Source organism: Pseudoxanthomonas beigongshangi (assembly GCF_016820515.1).
Classification (GTDB): domain Bacteria; phylum Pseudomonadota; class Gammaproteobacteria; order Xanthomonadales; family Xanthomonadaceae; genus Pseudoxanthomonas_A; species Pseudoxanthomonas_A beigongshangi.
The window spans coordinates 67,413-85,852 of record NZ_JADHDV010000016.1; the positions used below are offsets into that span (position 1 = coordinate 67,413).

19 protein-coding genes are annotated in these 18,440 nt (G+C 68.4%); 17 read left to right on the forward strand and 2 right to left on the reverse strand.

Annotated elements, in window-relative coordinates; translation table 11 throughout:
• Positions 1–221: 221 nt before the first annotated feature.
• Together abc-f and IQ458_RS13070 are read left to right on the forward strand one after the other, a co-directional pair.
• Entirely contained in the window at positions 222–2,165 is a 1,944-nt protein-coding gene (gene abc-f, locus IQ458_RS13065; protein ID WP_203323108.1) for a ribosomal protection-like ABC-F family protein, read from the forward strand.
• Positions 2,166–2,193: 28 nt separating this feature from the next.
• A complete protein-coding gene (locus tag IQ458_RS13070) occupies positions 2,194–3,456 on the forward strand; it encodes a cation:proton antiporter (protein ID WP_183638957.1) in 1,263 nt (420 codons plus the stop codon).
• Here IQ458_RS13070 and IQ458_RS13075 read toward each other — a convergent pair.
• Positions 3,453–4,325, reverse strand: a complete 873-nt coding sequence (locus IQ458_RS13075) for a LysR family transcriptional regulator (RefSeq protein WP_183638956.1) — start codon at positions 4,323–4,325, stop codon at positions 3,453–3,455. The two genes, IQ458_RS13070 and IQ458_RS13075, sit on opposite strands and share 4 nt — an antisense overlap.
• Before the next feature lie 101 nt (positions 4,326–4,426).
• Here IQ458_RS13075 and bla point away from each other — a divergent pair, with 101 nt between their 5' ends.
• Complete coding sequence (gene bla, locus IQ458_RS13080) at positions 4,427–5,320, forward strand: class A beta-lactamase (RefSeq protein WP_203323109.1); 894 nt, start codon at positions 4,427–4,429, stop codon at positions 5,318–5,320.
• An 85-nt stretch (positions 5,321–5,405) separates the two neighbouring features.
• Positions 5,406–5,723, forward strand: a complete 318-nt coding sequence (locus tag IQ458_RS13085; RefSeq protein WP_203323110.1) for an FmdB family zinc ribbon protein — start codon at positions 5,406–5,408, stop codon at positions 5,721–5,723.
• Positions 5,724–5,783: 60 nt separating this feature from the next.
• Here IQ458_RS13085 and IQ458_RS13090 read toward each other — a convergent pair whose 3' ends face one another.
• Positions 5,784–6,722 carry a DUF3011 domain-containing protein gene (locus IQ458_RS13090; protein WP_203323111.1) on the reverse strand — a complete coding sequence of 313 codons (939 nt, stop codon included), beginning with the start codon at positions 6,720–6,722 and terminating at the stop codon, positions 5,784–5,786.
• A 142-nt stretch (positions 6,723–6,864) separates the two neighbouring features.
• Here IQ458_RS13090 and aspS point away from each other — a divergent pair, with 142 nt between their 5' ends.
• From aspS to tolA, 13 genes are all read left to right on the forward strand, one after another.
• Positions 6,865–8,640, forward strand: a complete 1,776-nt coding sequence (gene aspS, locus IQ458_RS13095) for an aspartate--tRNA ligase (protein WP_183638949.1) — start codon at positions 6,865–6,867, stop codon at positions 8,638–8,640.
• A gap of 118 nt (positions 8,641–8,758) precedes the next feature.
• Complete coding sequence (locus tag IQ458_RS13100; RefSeq protein WP_203323112.1) at positions 8,759–9,040, forward strand: DNA primase; 282 nt, start codon at positions 8,759–8,761, stop codon at positions 9,038–9,040.
• 2 nt (positions 9,041–9,042) lie between these two features.
• Positions 9,043–9,564 (forward strand): GNAT family N-acetyltransferase, encoded by a 522-nt coding sequence (locus IQ458_RS13105; protein WP_425504688.1) that lies wholly within the window; start codon positions 9,043–9,045, stop codon positions 9,562–9,564.
• Between the two features lie 109 nt (positions 9,565–9,673).
• Positions 9,674–10,396: a lipase family alpha/beta hydrolase gene (locus IQ458_RS13110; protein WP_235996827.1), complete on the forward strand. Its 723-nt coding sequence runs from the start codon at positions 9,674–9,676 to the stop codon at positions 10,394–10,396.
• Positions 10,397–10,434: 38 nt separating this feature from the next.
• A complete protein-coding gene (locus IQ458_RS13115; protein ID WP_203323114.1) occupies positions 10,435–11,166 on the forward strand; it encodes a YebC/PmpR family DNA-binding transcriptional regulator in 732 nt (243 codons plus the stop codon).
• Between the two features lie 108 nt (positions 11,167–11,274).
• Positions 11,275–11,796 carry a crossover junction endodeoxyribonuclease RuvC gene (ruvC, locus tag IQ458_RS13120; RefSeq protein ID WP_141455742.1) on the forward strand — a complete coding sequence of 174 codons (522 nt, stop codon included), beginning with the start codon at positions 11,275–11,277 and terminating at the stop codon, positions 11,794–11,796.
• A 112-nt stretch (positions 11,797–11,908) separates the two neighbouring features.
• Positions 11,909–12,496 (forward strand): Holliday junction branch migration protein RuvA, encoded by a 588-nt coding sequence (ruvA, locus tag IQ458_RS13125; RefSeq protein ID WP_141455743.1) that lies wholly within the window; start codon positions 11,909–11,911, stop codon positions 12,494–12,496.
• 49 nt (positions 12,497–12,545) lie between these two features.
• Positions 12,546–14,483: a potassium transporter Kup gene (locus tag IQ458_RS13130; RefSeq protein WP_192197941.1), complete on the forward strand. Its 1,938-nt coding sequence runs from the start codon at positions 12,546–12,548 to the stop codon at positions 14,481–14,483.
• An 89-nt stretch (positions 14,484–14,572) separates the two neighbouring features.
• Positions 14,573–15,613 (forward strand): Holliday junction branch migration DNA helicase RuvB, encoded by a 1,041-nt coding sequence (gene ruvB / locus IQ458_RS13135; RefSeq protein ID WP_183638937.1) that lies wholly within the window; start codon positions 14,573–14,575, stop codon positions 15,611–15,613.
• A 42-nt stretch (positions 15,614–15,655) separates the two neighbouring features.
• Positions 15,656–16,102 (forward strand): tol-pal system-associated acyl-CoA thioesterase, encoded by a 447-nt coding sequence (gene ybgC, locus IQ458_RS13140; RefSeq protein ID WP_203323115.1) that lies wholly within the window; start codon positions 15,656–15,658, stop codon positions 16,100–16,102.
• A 27-nt stretch (positions 16,103–16,129) separates the two neighbouring features.
• Positions 16,130–16,897, forward strand: a complete 768-nt coding sequence (gene tolQ, locus IQ458_RS13145; protein ID WP_183638933.1) for a protein TolQ — start codon at positions 16,130–16,132, stop codon at positions 16,895–16,897.
• 12 nt (positions 16,898–16,909) lie between these two features.
• Positions 16,910–17,350 (forward strand): protein TolR, encoded by a 441-nt coding sequence (tolR, locus tag IQ458_RS13150; protein ID WP_192197939.1) that lies wholly within the window; start codon positions 16,910–16,912, stop codon positions 17,348–17,350.
• Entirely contained in the window at positions 17,340–18,350 is a 1,011-nt protein-coding gene (tolA, locus tag IQ458_RS13155) for a cell envelope integrity protein TolA (protein ID WP_203323123.1), read from the forward strand. Before tolR ends, tolA begins: the two co-directional genes overlap by 11 nt.
• Positions 18,351–18,440 lie beyond the last annotated feature (90 nt).

An 18,440-nucleotide genomic window follows, 5' to 3' on the forward strand; every position in this document is an offset into this window, starting at 1 on the left:
CATTCCCGGAGGTATGCTGCACCACAACATAACGTCAATTATTCGTTAACGAGTAGAATCGCGTCGCAGAACTTCTGCTTATGTGCTTATGCCGGTTGGTGCGATTCGTAGGTCGTGATAGCCGCCGGCGCACGTGCATGTCAACGATTTATTAACAAATGTGAGACCGGCGTGGCGTCGTGCGGATGCCGGAGCCGGTTTCCAGGAATGGACTTTTCATCGTGATTTCCCTGCGTAATTTCGCTCTCCGGCGCGGCGAGCGCCTGCTCCTGTCCAATGTCGATCTGGCCCTGCACGCGGGTTACCGGGTGGGCGTGGTCGGCCGCAACGGCACCGGCAAATCCAGCCTGTTCGCCGCCATCCGCGGCGAACTGGAAGCGGACAAGGGCGATGTCGACCTGCCGGGCAAGGTGCGCATCGCCAGCGTCGCCCAGGAAACCCCGTCGCTGCCGGATCCGGCCATCGACTTCGTGCTGGGCGGCGACACCGAGGTGGCGGCCGCGCTGAAGGCCGAGGCCGACGCGCTGACCGCCGAAGACTGGGAAGCGGTCGCCGCCGCGCACATCCGGCTGGAGGAAGTCGGCGGCTACGACGCCACCGCCCGCGCCGGCAAGCTGCTGCACGGCCTCGGCTTCCCGGCCGAGACCCACCAGCGCGCGGTGTCCGCGTTTTCCGGCGGCTGGCGGGTGCGACTGAACCTGGCGCGCGCGCTGATGATGCCCAGCGACCTGCTGTTGCTCGACGAACCGACCAACCACCTGGATCTGGACGCGGTGCTGTGGCTGGAGCAGTGGCTGCTGAAATATCCCGGCACGCTGCTGCTGATCTCGCACGATCGCGAATTCCTCGACAACGTCGCCACCCACACCCTGCATCTGCACGGCGGCGGGGCGAAGCTGTACACCGGCGGCTACACCGACTTCGAGCGCCAGCGCGCCGAGCAATTGCGCCAGCAGCAGATCGCGTTCGAGAAGGAACAGGCCGAACGCGCGCATCTGCAATCCTTCATTGATCGCTTCAAGGCCAAGGCGAGCAAGGCGCGCCAGGCGCAGAGCCGGATGAAGCGGCTGGCCAAGCTGGCCGGCACCGAGGCGGTGCGGATGGAGCGCGAGTTCCGCATCGAGTTCGCCCAGCCCAACCGCCTGCCGCACTCGCTGATCCGCATCAACCACGGCGAAGCCGGCTATGCCCTTCCCCCGCAAGCGGGGGAAGGTGCCCGAAGGGCGGATGGGGGCAAGGCTCCGGAGAGCGACCCCAACCCTCCCCCGCGGGCGGGGGAGGGAGCGACGATCATCCTGCACGAGGTCGGCTTCGGCCTGGAGGCCGGCGATCGCATCGGCCTGCTGGGTCCCAACGGCGCCGGCAAATCGACCCTGGTCAAGACGCTGGTCGGCGAACTGCCGCTGGTCAACGGCGAGCGCAGCGCGCATCCGGATCTGCGCATCGGCTACTTCGCCCAGCACACGGTGGAATCGCTGCATGAGGGCCAGTCGCCGATCGATCATTTCCGCGAACTTTCGCCGGATGCCTCGACCCAGTCGTTCCGCGACTTCCTCGGCAAGTGGAATTTTCCCGGTGATCGCGCGTTCGAATCGGTGGACGGTTTCTCCGGCGGCGAGCGCGCGCGCCTGGCGCTGGCGCTGATCGCGTGGCAGCAGCCGAACGTGCTGCTGCTCGACGAACCGACCAACCACCTGGACCTGGAAATGCGCGAGGCGCTGGCCGAGGCGCTCAGCGACTTCGACGGCGCCATCGTCATGGTCTCGCACGATCGCCATCTGATTGGCCTGGTCTGCGACACCTTCTGGCGGGTGGCCGACGGCAAGGTGGAACCGTTCGCCGGCGACCTGGACGAATACGCCGCCTGGCTGCGCACGCGTCCGGCCGCGCAGGGCACCAAGATCCGCATGGCGGAAGCCGCGCCCACGCCGCCACCCAAGCCGGCGCCGGCGCGCAAGCCGCCCAATCCGCACAAGCTGGCGCAGGCCGAGGCGCGGATGACCGAGCTCGAGGAACAACTCGCGGCGGTCGACGCGGAACTGGCCGACCCTCGCAGTTATGCTGACGCCGCGCGCGCGGCGGATCTGGGGCAGCAGCGAACCCGCCTGCAGCAGGAACTGGAACAGGCCGAGCAGGCCTGGTCCGCACTGTACGAGGCAGGTTGACCGCGACGGGCGGGATCCCGGAGGGCGAATGAACCAGGAACTGATCTATCTGGCCTTGATCTTCGGCCTGCTGGTGGTGCCGCGCGCATTGCAGCGCTTCAAGCTGCCGGCGCCGCTGACCTGCCTGGTGCTGGGCATCGCGGCGATGCTGTGGCTGGGCGAGCGCTCGCATGACGGGGTGATCGCGCTGCTGGCGACGCTGGGCATTTCCTCGCTGTTCCTGTTCGCCGGCCTGGAAGTCGAACTGCAGGCGCTGCGCCGCGGTTTCTGGCCGTTGCTCACGCACCTGCTGATCCGCAGCGCGACCCTGTGCGGCGTCGGTTGGCTGGCCTGGCGTTATGCCGGCCTGTCTTGGCAGGCGGCCGGCCTGCTGGCGCTGGCGCTGCTGACGCCGTCAACCGGTTTCATCATCGACACCCTGGGGCGGCTGGGGCTGGACGAGCAGGAGCGCTTCTGGGTCACCAACAAGGCCATCGCCGGCGAACTGCTGGCGCTGGCGGCGCTGTTCCTGGTGCTGCAGGCGGATCAGCCGATGAAGATGGCGATCTCCTCCGGCATCCTGATCGCGCTGCTGGTCGGACTGCCGCTGCTGTTCATCGCGCTGGGGCGCTGGGTGGCGCCGCATGCGCCGGGCTCGGAATTCTCGTTGCTGGTGATGGTGGGACTGATCGCCGCCTTCACCACCTACAAGCTGGGCGTGTACTACCTGGTCGGGGCGTTCGTCGCCGGCCTGATCGCGCGCCTGCTGCGGCAGAAGATGCCGCGCCTGGCTTCCGACGAGAACCTGCACGCGGTGCGCCTGTTCGCGACGTTCTTCGTGCCGTTCTACTTTTTCAATGCCGGCACCAAGGTGCCGGCGGGCGCGCTCAGCTGGGAAGCGCTGGGCCTGGGCCTGCTGCTCACGCTGGCGGTGCTGCCGCTGCGCATCGGCGTGATCTGGGTGCAGCGCCGGCTGATGTTCGGCGAGGACATGCGCAGCAGCCTGCGGGTGTCGCTGGCGCTGGCGCCGACGCTGATCTTCACCCTGGTGCTGGCGGGCATCCTGCGCGAGCGTTTCCACATTCCCGATGCGTTGTTCGGCGCACTGCTGCTGTACGCGGCGCTGACCACGCTGCTGCCGTCGCTGGTGTTCCGCACGCCGTTCGACGTGGATCCGATGGCCGCGCCCGAAGCGGACGCGGCAAGCATGGCGGGCGACGCCCCCGCATCGTCGCCGGAGCAGCCGGCGGGTGCCGTGGCCGCCGCGGCGGACACCGTGCCGGCGCCGGATTCCGGAACGCGCCCGGCCTAGCGTTCGCCGCCCTCGTCTTCCAGCCATTGGCGCAACCGCGCGGCGGCGACGGATTCCGGGCGCGAGCGCAGGCGGGTGAGCCAGTAGCGCCCGAGTTCCAGCGTCTGCGCGAACGGTTGCAGCAGACGCCCGGAGGCGAGCTCCTGTTCGAACATCGCCAGCGGCAGCAGCGCCACCCCGGCGCCGCGCGTCGCCGCGCTGGCCAGGGTCAGCGAGGAATCGAACTGCGGTCCGCGCGCCTGCAGGCCGGAGAGGCCGGCGGCGGCGAGCCAGCGCGGCCATTCGTCGGCGCGGAACGAGCGTAGCAGCGTCACATGGGCGAGATCGCGCGGCTGCCGCAGCGCCTGCGCCAGCACGGGCGCGCAGACCGGTGCGAACGGCGTGGACCACAGCGGCGTGCAGACCTCGCCCGGCCAGTCGCCGTCGCCGAAACGGATCGCCGCGTCCAGGCCCTCGCCGGGCAGATCGACGCGGTTGTTGTGGGTGGAGATGCGCAGCTCGATGTCCGGATGCGCGGCGGCGAACGCGGGCAGGCGCGGCAGCAGCCAGCCGGTGGCGAAGGTGCCGACCACGCCCAGGTTCAGCACTTCGCGCGCTTCGCCGCCGGCCAGCCGATCCAGGCTCAGGCCGATGCGATCGAAGGCCTCGCTGAGCACCGGCAGCAAGGCCGCGCCTTCGTCGGTGAGCGCCACGCCACGCGGCAGGCGCTGGAAGAGCACTGTCCCCAGACGTTCCTCCAGCGCCTTGATCTGGTGGCTCAGCGCGGCCTGGCTGACGCACAGTTCGTCGGCGGCGCGGGTCAGGTTCTGGTGGCGCGCGGCGGCCTCGAAGGCGCGCAGGGCGTTGAGCGGCAGTTGGGGCCTGAGCATGACCTGTCATGAGCCTGGCTAATGGATGGCATTGAATAACCTCGCTGGTGGCGTCCGGTCAACGCGGGAACAATCAGCTTTCCTCACATGGAGCCCCCCGCATGCTCGCCCGTCGCCAGTTTTTGCAGATGTCCGCCGCCGCGCTGGTTTCGCTGCCCGTCGTTCGCGTGCTGGCCGGGGAGGACACCACCGGTTCACCGGAGGCAGGCTTTGAGGATGCGCTGGACGGACTGGAGCGCGGCAGTGGCGGACGGCTCGGGGTCTGCCTGTTCGATACCGCCAGCGGGCGGCAGTGGGGACGGCGCGTGGATGAGCGCTTCCCGATGTGCAGCACCTTCAAGTTCCCGTTGGTCGCGGCGGTGCTGCGGCGGGTCGAGCGCGGCGAACTGGCGCTCGACCGGCGCGTGTCGATCCGACGCGAGGACATGATCCCGCATGCGCCGGTGACGGAAAAACACGTGGGCGGCCAGCTCAGCGTGGGCGAACTCTGCCAGGCGACGATGATCTGGAGCGACAACCCGGCGGCCAACCTGCTGTTGCCGTTGGTGGGCGGTCCCGCCGGGGTGACCGCGTTCCTGCGCGCCAGCGGCGATGCCGTCACCCGCAACGACCGCGACGAGCCGGAGGTCAACCGGTTCAGCCCGGACGACCCGCGCGACACGACCTCGCCGGCGGCGATGGCCGGCAGCCTGCGCCGGCTGGTGCTGGGCGAGGGGCTTGGGGCGGAATCCCGCCGCCGGCTGGCGGACTGGCTGATCGACAACCGCACCGGCGACCGCCGCCTGCGCGCCGGCCTGCCGGCCGGCTGGAAGGTCGGCGACAAGACCGGCAGCAACGGCGAGGACACCACCAACGACATCGCCATCGTGTGGCCGGACCGGGGCCGCGCGCCGTGGCTGCTGACCGCCTATCTGCAGGGGGCGAAGGTCGATGCGGACGCGCGTGATGGCGTGCTGCGGCAGGTCGGGGTGGCCGCGGCGCGGTTCATCGGATGAGGCCGCGGCGGGCAGGCCACCGTTGAATCCGGGCCGCCAGGCCCCAGAATAGGGGCCTGCGTTTCCTCATCATTGCGTTTCCGCCATGCCGATTTATGCCTTCGAGTGCGCCGAATGCGGCCACGCCTTCGACCGACTGCAGAAACTGTCCGACCCGGATCCCGATGCCTGCCCGTCCTGTGGCCGGCCGGCGGTCAAGCGCCAGCTGACCGCGCCCGCCTTCCGCCTGGCCGGCGGCGGCTGGTACGAGACCGATTTCAAGAAGGATGGCGACAAGAAGCGCAATCTGGCCGAAGGCGGCAGCACCTCCGCCGCTTCGTCTTCCGCCGCTTCGTCCTCCGGCGACACGGCGGCCCCGGCCAAGACCGAATCCAAGCCGGCGTCGACGCCGTCCGCGGGTTGAGCCTGCGCGGGGACGGCCCGTGCGGCCCGTGCGGCCCGTCCCCGGATCGGACCCGCGGGGCTAGCGCGCGCTGAAGCGCGCGTTGCAGCCGCCGCGGACCCAGATTTCCTGGCGGTTGGCGTCATACCCCCAGCCGCGGGTCTCCACGCAGATGCCCTGCGAGAATTCCTGCTGCACGCGCGGCCGGCCCTGGCGGGCGTCCCAACGGCAGCGGTTGAGCCGCGGATCGCCCGGACGGCTGGCGCACTGGACGCTGTAGCCCGGATTGCCGCCACCCCAGCCGCCACCGGCCACGCCGAAACGGGCGCGGCAGCCGTGGTTGACCCAGATGAGATTGCGCTGGTGGCCCCAGTTGTTCCCTTCCCGGCATTGGGCCTTGGACAGGTTCTGCACCACCACCGGGCGGCCGCGGCGGTCGTTCCAGGCGCAGGTGCGGTAGCGCGCGTCCTCGCTGGCGCAGGTCACGGTGTAGCCGCTGTTGCCGCCGCCGTTGCCCCACCCCTGCGAGGTTTCCACGAACTCCCCCCGGCAGCCGTTGCGGACCCGGATCACCCCGGGCTGCTGCTGCCAGGACCGGCCCTCGACGCAGGCCCCGCTGGACAGCTGGCGGGACAGCCGGACGCGATTGGCGAAGCCGGTCTGGCAACTGCGTTCACGCTGGTCGACGCTTTCGCAGCGGACGGTGCGGCCGGGCGCCGGACCGGGATTCCAGCCGTCGTTTCCGCCCCCCAGCGAGGTGGCGATGTCCTGCTTGATCCGGCTGAAAGGCCAACCGGACAGGCGCACCTGGTCGAGGTAGAAGCGCAACTGGTCGTCGGGAATGCGGCGCCCGCGCGACTGTTCGCTGTACTCCAGGCTGATCACCCGGGTCTGCTCCGCCACGGTCAGGGTCCGCAGGTTTTCCGGCGCGTAGGCCCGGGTCTGGACCTGGGCCGGGGCATGGCTGGCCAGCAAGGCCAGGAAGAGTGCGCACAGCGACTTCATCACAGCCTTGTTCATGGTGGTCTCCCGTCGGGAGCGGCAAGCTTAATCCCGTTGCGGGCCGGGTAGGCTAGGCCCGCGCGGCGGGGGGCGGGCGACCCGGGCCGGGTTAGACTATGCGGCTTTCCGGCCCTCGCCGGATGCAACTCGCGGAGCCCCCATGCGTACCCATTACTGCGGCCTCATCAACGAGGCCATGATCGGCCAGACCGTCACCCTGTGCGGCTGGACCGACGTTGCCCGCAACCTCGGCGGCGTGTGCTTCATCGACCTGCGCGACCACGAAGGCATCGTGCAGGTGACGGTGGAGCCGGCGGCTGGCGATCGGAATGCCGCGGACGTGTTCGCGGTGGCCGCGGACCTGGGCTATGAGGACGTGTTGCAGGTCGAAGGCGTGGTGCGCGCGCGCCACAGCGTCAACGAGAAGATTCCCACCGGCAAGGTGGAAATCGTCGCCACCCGCATCAGCGTGCTCAACAAGGCGCAGCCGCTGCCGTTCCACGCGCACGAGAACGCCGGCGAGGACATCCGCCTGAAGTATCGCTACCTGGACCTGCGCCGTCCGGAGATGCAGCGCATGCAGCGCACCCGCATCCGCCTGGTGCAGGCGCTGCGCCGCTGGCTGGACGCCCGTGGCTTCCAGGACATCGAGACGCCGATCCTGACCAAGGCCACGCCGGAAGGCGCGCGCGACTTCCTGGTGCCGGCGCGCCTGCATCCGGGCGAGTTCTACGCGCTGCCGCAGTCGCCGCAGCTGTTCAAGCAGATCCTGATGGTCGCCGGCTTCGATCGCTATTACCAGATCGCGCGCTGTTTCCGCGACGAGGCGCTGCGCGCCGATCGCCAGCTGGAATTCACCCAGCTGGACATGGAGTTCGCCTTCGTGCGCGAGCGCGACGTGCAGGACACCGTGGAAGGCATGATCCGCGACATCTTCAAGGAAGTGATGTCCGTCGATCTGGCCGAGCCCTTCCCGCGCATGACCTGGGCCGAGGCGATGCGCCGCTACGGTTCGGACAAGCCCGACCTGCGCATCGACCTGGAACTGGTCGATGTCGCCGAACTGGTCAAGGACAGCGAATTCGCCGTGTTCTCGGCCGCCGCCGCGGATCCGGACGGCCGCGTCGCCGCGCTGCGCGTCCCGGGCGGCGCCAGCCTGTCGCGCAAGCAGATCGACGAGTATGCCGCGCATGCCGCCAAATACGGCGCCAAGGGCCTGGCCTACATCAAGATCGCCGACAACGGCGAAGTCAGCTCGCCGATCCAGAAATTCTTCGGCGAGGAAGCGTTCTCGGCGTTGGTCGCGCACGTTGGCGCCGGCAACGGCGACATCGTGTTCTTCGGCGCGGGCGGCTACAACAAGGTTTCCGACTTCATGGGTGCGCTGCGCCTGAAGGCCGGCAAGGAATTCGGTCGCGTCGCCGAAGGCTGGCGTCCGCTGTGGGTCACCGATTTCCCGATGTTCGAGTGGGACGAGGAAGCGCAACGCTACGTGGCCCTGCATCATCCCTTCACCGCGCCGGCGGTGGACGACATCGCCGACCTGCGCGCCAACGCGAAGACCGCGGTGTCGCGTGGCTACGACATGGTGCTCAACGGCAACGAGATCGGCGGCGGTTCGATCCGCATCCATCGCCCCGACATGCAAAGCGCGGTGTTCGAGCTGCTGGGCATCGGCGCGGAAGAGGCGGAGGCCAAGTTCGGCTTCCTGCTGGACGCGCTGAAATTCGGTGCGCCGCCGCACGGCGGCATCGCCTTCGGCATCGACCGCATCGCCGCGCTGATGGCGGGCACCGAATCGATCCGCGACGTGATCCCGTTCCCCAAGACCACCACCGCGCAGTGCCTGATGACCGGCGCACCCTCGCCGATTCCCGACGAGCAATTGGCGGAACTGCACATCCAGGTGCGGCCGGTCGCGCCGAAGGCACAGTAATCCGTCGCCTGGCCCCGCATCCGCGGGGCCGGGTTCCGCGAATCGTTCTTCCATTCGTCTGGCGGCAATCGCCGCCTGATTCCCCGCCAGGGGATTTTCTTTCTTCCGGAGTATTGGCATGACCGAGTTTGCATTCGCATTGCAGTGGGAAAAGCTGGGCAACGAGGGCACGGAGCCGGGGCTGGTGACCGAACGCGCCCGCGTGTTCGGCGGCTGGGTGGTGCGCATCGGTACCTCGCCGGCGGCGATGGCGCTGACCTTCGTGCCGGACGGCGAGGGCCGTTGGGATGGCGAGGACTTCGGCGAGGACGACTACGAGTACGAGGACGAGGAAGAAGGCGAGGACGACGAGGACGCCGAAGAGGAAGACGAGTCGGACGAGGACGACGAGGAAGAGTGAGCGTGGAGATCCGCCGCGCCACCCCGGATGACGCCGGAACCCTGTCGGCGCTGGCGGCGCGCACCTTCGTCGAGACCTTCGGCCACCTGTATCCGCCGGAGGACCTGCAGGCGTTCCTCGCGGACGCCTACGCGGTGGACAAGCAGCGGATCATCCTGAGCCACCCCGACTACGCGGTGTGGCTGCTGGAAGCCGACGGCGTGGCGGTCGGCCACGCCGCGGCCGGCCCGTGTGGCCTGCCGCATCCGGACGTCGCCGCCGGTGACGGCGAACTCAAGCGCCTGTACGTGCTGAAGACGCACCAGAACGGCGGCTGGGGCGCGCGCCTGTGCGACACCGCGCTGGCGTGGCTGGAACGTGACGGCCCGCGCACGCTGTGGATCGGCGTGTGGTCGCAGAACTTCGGCGCCCAGCGCTTCTATGCCCGCTATGGTTTCGAAAGGGTGGGCGACTACGAGTTTCCGGTCGGCCGCGTGCGCGACCACGAGTTCATCCTGCGACGGACCGCGCACACGCGGCCCTGATCCGCGCGGCCAGCCTTCCCCCGCGAGATCGGGTTGGGGGCTGCGCCTGCGGAGCATCCCTCCACGCGCCCGGTTGGCGGGCGGAGCGGGAATCGTAGAGACTGCGGGCATGGTCAAATCCGCGTCCGCTCTCCCCCGCGTCCTCATTCTTCATGGCATCTGGAATGCGCGCTCGTGGGTGGCGCCGCTGGCGTGGCGGCTGCGCGCGGAAGGATTCGATGCCGAGGTGTTCGGCTATGACAGCGTGTTCGGCGGTCCCGAAGCCGCGATTCCGCGCCTGATCGACCATTTGCGGTCCACTGGCGGCCCCATTGGCCTGGTTGGCCACAGCCTGGGCGGCGTGATCGCCCTGGAAACCCTGCGCCAGGCGCTGGATCTGCCGGTGCCGCGGGTGGTCTGCCTGGGCTCGCCGCTGCGCGGCAGCCTGACCGCGCGGAATCTCGCCAGCCATCCCTGGAGCGTGCATGCGCTCGGCCGCAGTGGACCGTTGCTGCTGTCCGGCTGCGCGGCCTGGCAGGGCCCGGCGCAGGTGGGCGTGGTGGCCGGCAACGTCGCGCGTGGTTTCGGCCGCCTGCTGGCCCGGTTCGAAGGGGAATCCGACGGCACCGTGTCGGTGGAGGAAACCCGCCTGGCGGGCCTGGCCGACCACTGCATCGTCGCCGCCAGCCACACCGGCCTGGTGTTCTCCGCCGATGCCGCGCGCCAGGCCGCGAATTTCCTGCGCCACGGACGTTTCGCCCATCCGGAAACGCGTGGAACCGGAGCCGGAACACTGCCCGGAGCGGCGGCCGGAACACGAGCCGATAACGGCCGCGCCGGCGCGATGGAGTAGAATCGCCGCCCCGTCAGCAGCCTTGTTCCGGAAGACCCATGGGTAGAGGACCCTCGATCGAAGCCCGCAAGAATGCCAGCGACGCCAAGCGCGGCAAGATCTTCACCAAGATCATCCGCGAGATCGGCGTGGCCGCGAGGGCGGGCGGGGGCGATCCCAACAACAATCCGCGCCTGCGGGTGGCGGTGGACAAGGGCCTGGTGGCCAACATGTCCAAGGACGTGATCGAGCGCGCCATCAAGAAAGCCACCGGCGAGCTGGAAGGCGTGGTCTACGAGGAAGTGCGCTACGAAGGCTACGCGCCGGGCGGGGTGGCGGTGATCGTCGACTGCCTGACCGACAACCGCGTGCGCACCGTGGCCGACGTCCGCCACGCCTTCAGCAAGTGCGGCGGCAACATGGGCACCGAAGGCTCGGTCGCGTTCATGTTCAAGCGACTGGGTGTTCTGAGTTATGCGCCGGGCGCCGACGAGGAAAAAATCACCGAGGCCGCCATCGAGGCCGGCGCGGACGACGTGGTGGTGTATCCCGACGACGGCTCCATCGACGTCATCACCGCGCCCGACGCCTTCCAGGCCGTGAAGGGCGCCATGGACGCCACGGGCCTGTCGGCCGACCAGGCCGAAGTCACCTTCCGCGCCGACAACGACATCGCCGTGCAGGGCGACACCGCCAAGCAGGTGGTGAAGCTGCTGGACATGCTCGAAGACCTGGATGACGTGCAGAACGTCTATTCCAACGCCGAACTCGGCGCGGATGCGTATGCGTAAGGACGGGATTGGGGATTCGGGATTGGGGATGATGACGTCCCCGAAACCGGCCCCGTGCCGTGCGCCATGCATTCCATCCCGAATCCCGAATCCCCAATCCCGGCCCCAATGACCCGCATCCTAGGCATCGATCCGGGTTCGCAGCGCACGGGCGTCGGCATCATCGACGTGGATGGCGCGGGGCGGACGACGCATGTGCACCATGCGCCGCTGGTGTTGCTGGGCGCGGAGGATTTTCCGCAGCGGCTCAAGTGCCTGCTGACCGGGCTGGCCGAGATCATCGAGACCTGGCGGCCGGACGAGGTGGCGATCGAGAAGGTGTTCATGGCGCGCAATCCGGATTCGGCGCTGAAACTGGGCCAGGCGCGCGGCGCGGCGATCTGCGCGGTGGTGCTGCGCGATCTGCCGGTGCACGAATACGCGGCCAAGGAAGTGAAACTGGCCGTGGTCGGCAAGGGCAGCGCCGAGAAGCACCAGATCCAGCACATGGTCGGCATCATGCTGGGCCTGCACGGCAAGCTGCAGGCCGACGCCGCCGACGCCCTGGCCGTGGCGATCACCCACGCGCACGTGCGCGCCACCGCCAACCGCCTGGGCGTCAATGCCCGCCAGGCATGGAGCCGCAAGTGATGTCCGGGATTCGGGATTGGGGATTGGGGATTCGCAACGGCGTGGCGCGGCGGGAGGCCGTGCTTCGCCAATCCCCAATCCCGAATCTCCAATCCCGTGCCCGGAGGGCCAAATGATCGGACGACTGCGCGGCATTCTTTCGCACAAGCAGCCCCCGTGGCTGATCATCGACGTGGGCGGGGTGGGGTATGAGCTGGAGGCGCCGATGAGCACCTTCTACGATCTGCCCGACGTCGGCCGCGAGGTCACCCTGTTCACCCACTACGCGCAGAAGGAAGACAGCGTGTCGCTGTACGGCTTCCTGCGCGAGGGCGAGCGGCGCCTGTTCCGCGACGTGCAGAAAGTCAGCGGCATCGGCGCCAAGATCGCGCTGGCGGTGCTGTCCGGCGTCAGCGTCGACGAGTTCGCGCGATTGGTCCAGTCCAGCGACGTGACCGCGCTGACCCGCATCCCCGGCATCGGCAAGAAGACCGCCGAGCGCATGGTGGTGGAACTGCGCGATCGCGCCGCGGATCTGGGCGGCGGCGGTGGAGGGACCAGCGCCAGCCTGCCGGTGGATCCGCAATCCGAAGCCACCATCGCCCTGCAGCAATTGGGCTACAAGCCGGCCGAGGCCGCCCGCATGGCCCGCGATGCCACCGGCAGCGGCGACGATGCGGCGACGATCATCCGCAAGGCCCTGCAGTCGGCCCTGCGCTGAACTGTTTAGAGCCTTTCCTCACTTACCGCGCGCTAGCCTTTACCCCGCCATGTCCGCATCCGCTTCCTCCCATTCGGCCGCTTCGTCCTCCGGCGGCCACGGCCACGGCCATTCGCACGGCACGCCGCAGGGCCTGCCCGGCCTGGTCATCGCCGCGGCCGGCGTGGTGTTCGGCGACATCGGCACCAGCCCGCTGTACACGCTGAAGGAAGCGTTCTCCGAACACTTCCACCTGCAGGCCAACCACGACACGGTGCTGGGCATCCTGTCGCTGGTGTTCTGGGCGATGATGATCGTGGTGACGGTGAAGTACGTCTCCATCATCATGCGCGCCGACAACGAGGGCGAGGGCGGCATCATGGCGCTGATGGCGCTGACCCAGCGCACCCTCAAGAAGGGATCGCGCACCGCCTACGTGGTCGGCATCCTCGGCATCTTCGGCGCCTCGCTGTTCTTCGGCGACGGCGTGATTACCCCCGCCATCTCCGTGCTGGGCGCGGTCGAGGGCCTGGAGGTCGCCGCGCCGGCGCTGGATCGCTTCATCGTGCCGATCACCATCGTGATCCTGCTGGCGGTGTTCCTGGTCCAGCGGTTCGGCACGCAGAAGGTGGGCCGGGTGTTCGGGCCGATCATGGTGATCTGGTTCCTGTCGCTGGCCGCGATCGGCATCGGCAACATCATCGATGCGCCGGAAGTGCTCAAGGCGCTCAACCCGCTGTGGGGTGCCCGTTTCTTCATCGACCACGGCTGGCAATCGGTCCTCATCCTCGGCGTGGTGGTGCTGGCCGTCACCGGCGGCGAGGCGCTGTATGCCGACATGGGCCATTTCGGCATCAAGCCGATCCGCTACGCCTGGTACATCCTGGTGCTGCCGTGCCTGTTCCTGAACTATCTGGGGCAGGGCGCGTTCGTGCTGGAGCATCCGGCGGCGGTAGTGAATCCGTTCTATGAAGCGGTCCCGCGCTGGGCGCTGTACCCGATGATCGTGATGGCCACGCTGGCGGCGGTGATCGCCTCGCAGGCGGTCATCACCGGCGCGTTCTCGGTGGCACGCCAGGCGATGCAGCTGGGCTACATCCCGCGCATGCAGATCAAGCACACCTCGCACGACACCATCGGCCAGATCTACATCCCCGGGATCAACTGGATCCTGATGGTCGCGGTGCTGACCGTGGTGCTGATGTTCCAGGATTCGACCCGCCTGGCCGCGGCCTACGGCATCTCGGTATCCGCGACCATGCTGATCGACACCCTGCTGCTGGCGCTGGTGGCGCGGGCGCTGTGGCCGAAGGGCAGCGGCGTGGTCATCGCGCTGTGCGTGGTGTTCTTCGTGGTCGACGTCGGCTTCGTGTTCGCCAATGGCGCCAAGTTCTTCCAGGGCGCCTGGTTCCCGGTGGTGCTGGGCATCGTCGTGTTCACCCTGCTGCGCACCTGGCGCCGCGGCCGCGAGCTGCTCAGCGCCGAGATCCGCAAGGAAGGCATCCAGCTGGATACCTTCCTGCCCGGCCTGATGCTGGCGCCGCCGGTGCGGGTGCCGGGCACGGCGGTGTTCCTGACCGCCCAGACCGGCATGGTTCCGCACGCGCTGCTGCACAACCTCAAGCACAACAAGGTGCTGCACGAGCGCAACGTGTTCCTGACCGTGGAAACCCTGCCGGTGCCGTTCGCGCCGATGGAAAAGCGCCTGAAGATCGACTCCATCGGCGACGAGTTCTACCGGGTCATCGTCAAGTTCGGTTTCATGGAGACCCCGGACGTGCCGCAGGCGCTGATGCGCTCCTGCGACCGTGGCGGCATCTACTTCGATCCGATGGAGACGACCTATTTCGCCAGCCGCGAGAGCATCGTCGCCACCGCCCATCGCGGCATGCCGGTCTGGCGCGACAAGCTGTTCGCGGTCATGCACCGCAACGCGGCGCCGGCGACCGGATTCTTCCGCATTCCGGGCAACCGGCTGGTCGAGCTGGGCGCGCAGGTCGAGATCTGAGCGCGGCATCGCGGAGCGCATGACCTGAAGGGCCGGACCCGCGCGGGCGCCGGCCCTTTTTCCATGGCGGTTTGCCCCATAATGGCGGCATGACCGAAGACCGCATCATCGCCTCCGGCGCCACCCGCGAAGACGAAGCCATCGAGGCCAGCATCCGGCCCAAGCGGCTGGACGAGTATCTCGGCCAGAAACCGGTGCGCGAGCAACTGGACATCTACATCCAGGCGGCCAAGGGACGCGGTGAGGCGCTGGATCACGTGCTCATCTTCGGGCCGCCGGGGCTGGGCAAGACTACCCTGAGCCACGTCATCGCCAACGAGCTGGGCGTCAACATGCGGGTCACTTCCGGCCCGGTGATCGAGAAGGCCGGTGATCTGGCCGCGCTGTTGACCAACCTGCAGCCGCACGACGTGCTGTTCGTGGACGAGATCCATCGCCTGTCGCCGGTGGTCGAGGAAGTGCTGTACCCGGCCATGGAGGATTTCCAGATCGACATCATGATCGGCGAGGGGCCGGCCGCCCGTTCGATCAAGCTGGACCTGCCGCCGTTCACCCTGGTCGGCGCGACCACCCGCGCCGGCCTGCTGACCGCGCCGCTGCGCGACCGCTTCGGCATCGTCCAGCGGCTGGAGTTCTACAGTGCCGAGGAGCTGACCAGCATCGTGCGCCGTTCGGCCCGTATCCTCGGCATCGACTGCGAGCCACAGGGGGCCGCCGAAATCGCGCGGCGTTCACGCGGCACGCCGCGTATCGCCAACCGACTGCTGCGACGGGTCCGCGACTACGCTCAGGTGCGTGCCACCGGCCACATCGACCATGCTGTCGCCGATGCGGCCATGCAGATGCTGAAAGTGGACCCGGAGGGCTTCGACGAACTGGATCGGCGCATGCTGCGGACCATCATCGACAGCTTCGACGGTGGCCCGGTGGGCGTGGAATCGCTGGCGGCGGCCCTGTCCGAGGAACGCGGCACGCTGGAGGACGTCATCGAGCCCTACCTGATCCAGCAGGGTTTCCTGATCCGCACCGCGCGTGGCCGCATGGCCACCTCCAAGGCCTACCGGCACCTGGGCCTGAAACCCCGCCGGGAACTGGAACTGGGCGGCGGCGGCAATGACGAACTGTTCTGAGCCGATGGCCCGGTACCCCGTTTTGTCCGGAGAAGCCTGCCTTTGAGCGCCCAATCGCAGACCAATGACCCCGTTCCCCGGCTATTCAGTTGGCCGACACGCGTCTATTGGGAAGATACCGACGCTGGCGGCGTGGTCTATCACGCGCAGTACGTGGCGTTCCTGGAACGTGCGCGGACGGAATGGCTGCGCGCGCGCGGCCACAGCCAGGAGTGGCTGCGCGGGGACCACGACCTGGTCTTCGCGGTCCGCGCGATGACGCTGGATTTCCTGAAACCGGCGCGCCTGGACGACCTGCTGCAGGTGGAACTCGTGTTACGCCAGTGCAAGCGCGCCAGTGTCGTCTTCGCCCAGCGCATCCTGCGCGGCGAGGACGTCCTGCTGACGGCAGAGGTGAAGGTCGCGGCGCTTTCCGCCGCGGGATTCAGACCCAAACCGCTGCCCGAAGCGTTGTATGAAGAATTCAAGTTGTTCGAAACGCCGAACTGACCAATCCGAAACATCGAGGAATACCGGATGATCGCACCGCTCCTGGCCGCCGTGGTCGAAGCCCTGCCCGAGGACACCGCCGCCGCCGCCGTCCAGGCGACCGCCGCCGCCACCCACAGCGGCATCAACTACCTGGAGCTGATGCTCAAGGCCAGCCTGCCGGTCAAGCTGATCGTCGTGCTGCTGCTGCTGGGCTCCCTGATCAGCTGGATCATCATTTTCCGCAAGGCGCGGGTATTCAAGGCCGCCAACCGCGACGCCGATGACTTCGAGAGCCGGTTCTGGTCCGGCGCCGAACTGAGCAAGCTGTACGCCAGCGCGGCCGACCGCAACCGGGTGGTCAGCGGACTGGAGGCGATCTTCGAAGCCGGCTTCCGCGAATTCGCCCGCCTGCGCGACAAGCGCAAGCTGGACCCGCGCGCCCAGTTGGAAGGCGCCCAGCGCGCCATGCGCGCGACCTACGCGCGCGAGGTCGATCAGCTGGAACGCAACCTGGAGCTGCTGGCCAACATCGGCTCCACCGCGCCGTACGTGGGTCTGGTCGGCACCGTGTTCGGCATCATGGTCACCATGCACGACATGCTCAACAGCGGCGAGCAGGCGGGCATCGCCTCGGTCGCGCCGGGCATTTCCGAAGCGCTGTTCGCCACCGCCATCGGCCTGTTCGTGGCGATTCCGGCGGTGTGGGCCTACAACCGCTTCACCACCCGGGTCGAGCGCATCTCGGTGCGTTATGAAACCTTCGCCGAGGAGTTCAGCTCGATCCTGCAGCGCCAGTCCTCGGGCGACGAATAAGCGGAGTCCGCCATGACCGCCGCCATCTCCCGCGTGCGCAAGCGCCGCAAGCTCAAGTCCGAAATCAACGTCGTGCCGTACATCGACGTGATGCTGGTGCTGCTGATCATCTTCATGGTGACCGCGCCACTGCTGACCCTCAGCGTGGACGTGGACCTGCCCAGGTCGAACGCCCGTTCGGTCGAGAGCAAGAAGGATCCGATCATCGTCAGCGTCAACGCCGACGGCGCCTATACGCTGACCCTGGAAAGCGGCAAGCCGGAGCGCCTGGACGGCGTGACCCTGGCCGCCAAGCTCAAGGCCTTCGTCAGCCAGAATCCCGATGCGCCGGTGTTCGTCGCCGCGCCGGGCCATTCTGATTACCAGAAGGTCATGGACACGATGGTGATGTTGCAGCAGGCCGGGGTGAAGAAGGTCGGCCTGATGAGCCAGCCCGGTGGCAATGCACGCTGACGCGCTCCCCCCCCGGCATCGTCCCGAAGAAGACGATCTTGCCGTTCCGGTCGCACTCGCGATCGGCGTGCATGCGCTGATCGCGCTGCTGTTCCTCGCCGCCTACCTGTGGTCGCCCTCGCACGACTTCGACGCCGCCGCCGGTTCGCCGGTGATCGAGGCTTCGCTGGAGATCTCCAGCGCCGATATCCGCTCGGCCCAGCAGGCGATGGAAAACGCGCCCAAGCCGGAGCCGATGCCGACCCCGATCGAGGAAACCGCCGAGGAGGAGACGGTGCCGCCGCCTCAGCCGCTGCCCGAGCCGCGCCCGCAGGACTCGCCGGTGGCGCCGCAGCAGCAGGCGCAGGAACGCATCCCCGTCCCGGACACCGAGGACCAGGACGCCGCCAGTCGCCTGGCCATTTCCCAGGAAAAGGCGCTGAAGGAGCAGGAAGAGAAGCGTCGCCAGGAACAGATCGACCTGACCGAGCGCGAGCGCCAGCAGGAGGCCGAGCGCAAGCAGCGGCTGGCCAAGCAGCAGGAAGAGGCCGAGCGCGACAAGAAGCTGGCCGACCTGCGCCGCCGCCGCGAGCAGGCCGCCCGCGAGGCGCAGATGGCGGAGCAGAAGCTGCGCCAGTTGCAGAACGTGCAGGCCCAGCGCGCCAGCACCACGGCCAGCGCGGCGACTCCCGCCGCCAGCCGCAGCGGCGGCCAGCCGGGGCAGGGCGGCACCAGCGACGATCTGACCGCGCAGTACGCCGCCGCCATCCAGCGGGCGGTGCTCAACCAGTGGATCCGCCCGGACAGCGTGCCGGTCGGCCAGCGGTGCCGCATCACCATCCGCCAGTTGCCCGGCGGCGAAGTCATCGACGCCAAGGTCGACCCGAGCTGCCCCTACGACGAGGCCGGCCGGCGCTCGGTGGAGGCCGCGGTGCTGCGCGCCCAGCCCCTGCCGTACCGTGGATTCGAGAATGTTTTCCAGCGCACCCTGAATTTCACGTTCGAAGCGCAGGATCGCTGAGAGAATCGCGTTCCTGAACAGGCGCCGTTCACGATTGCGAAAACGTTCACGCGCAAGCTGGTATCCCTTTCCGTTCAGACAGACCGAGAA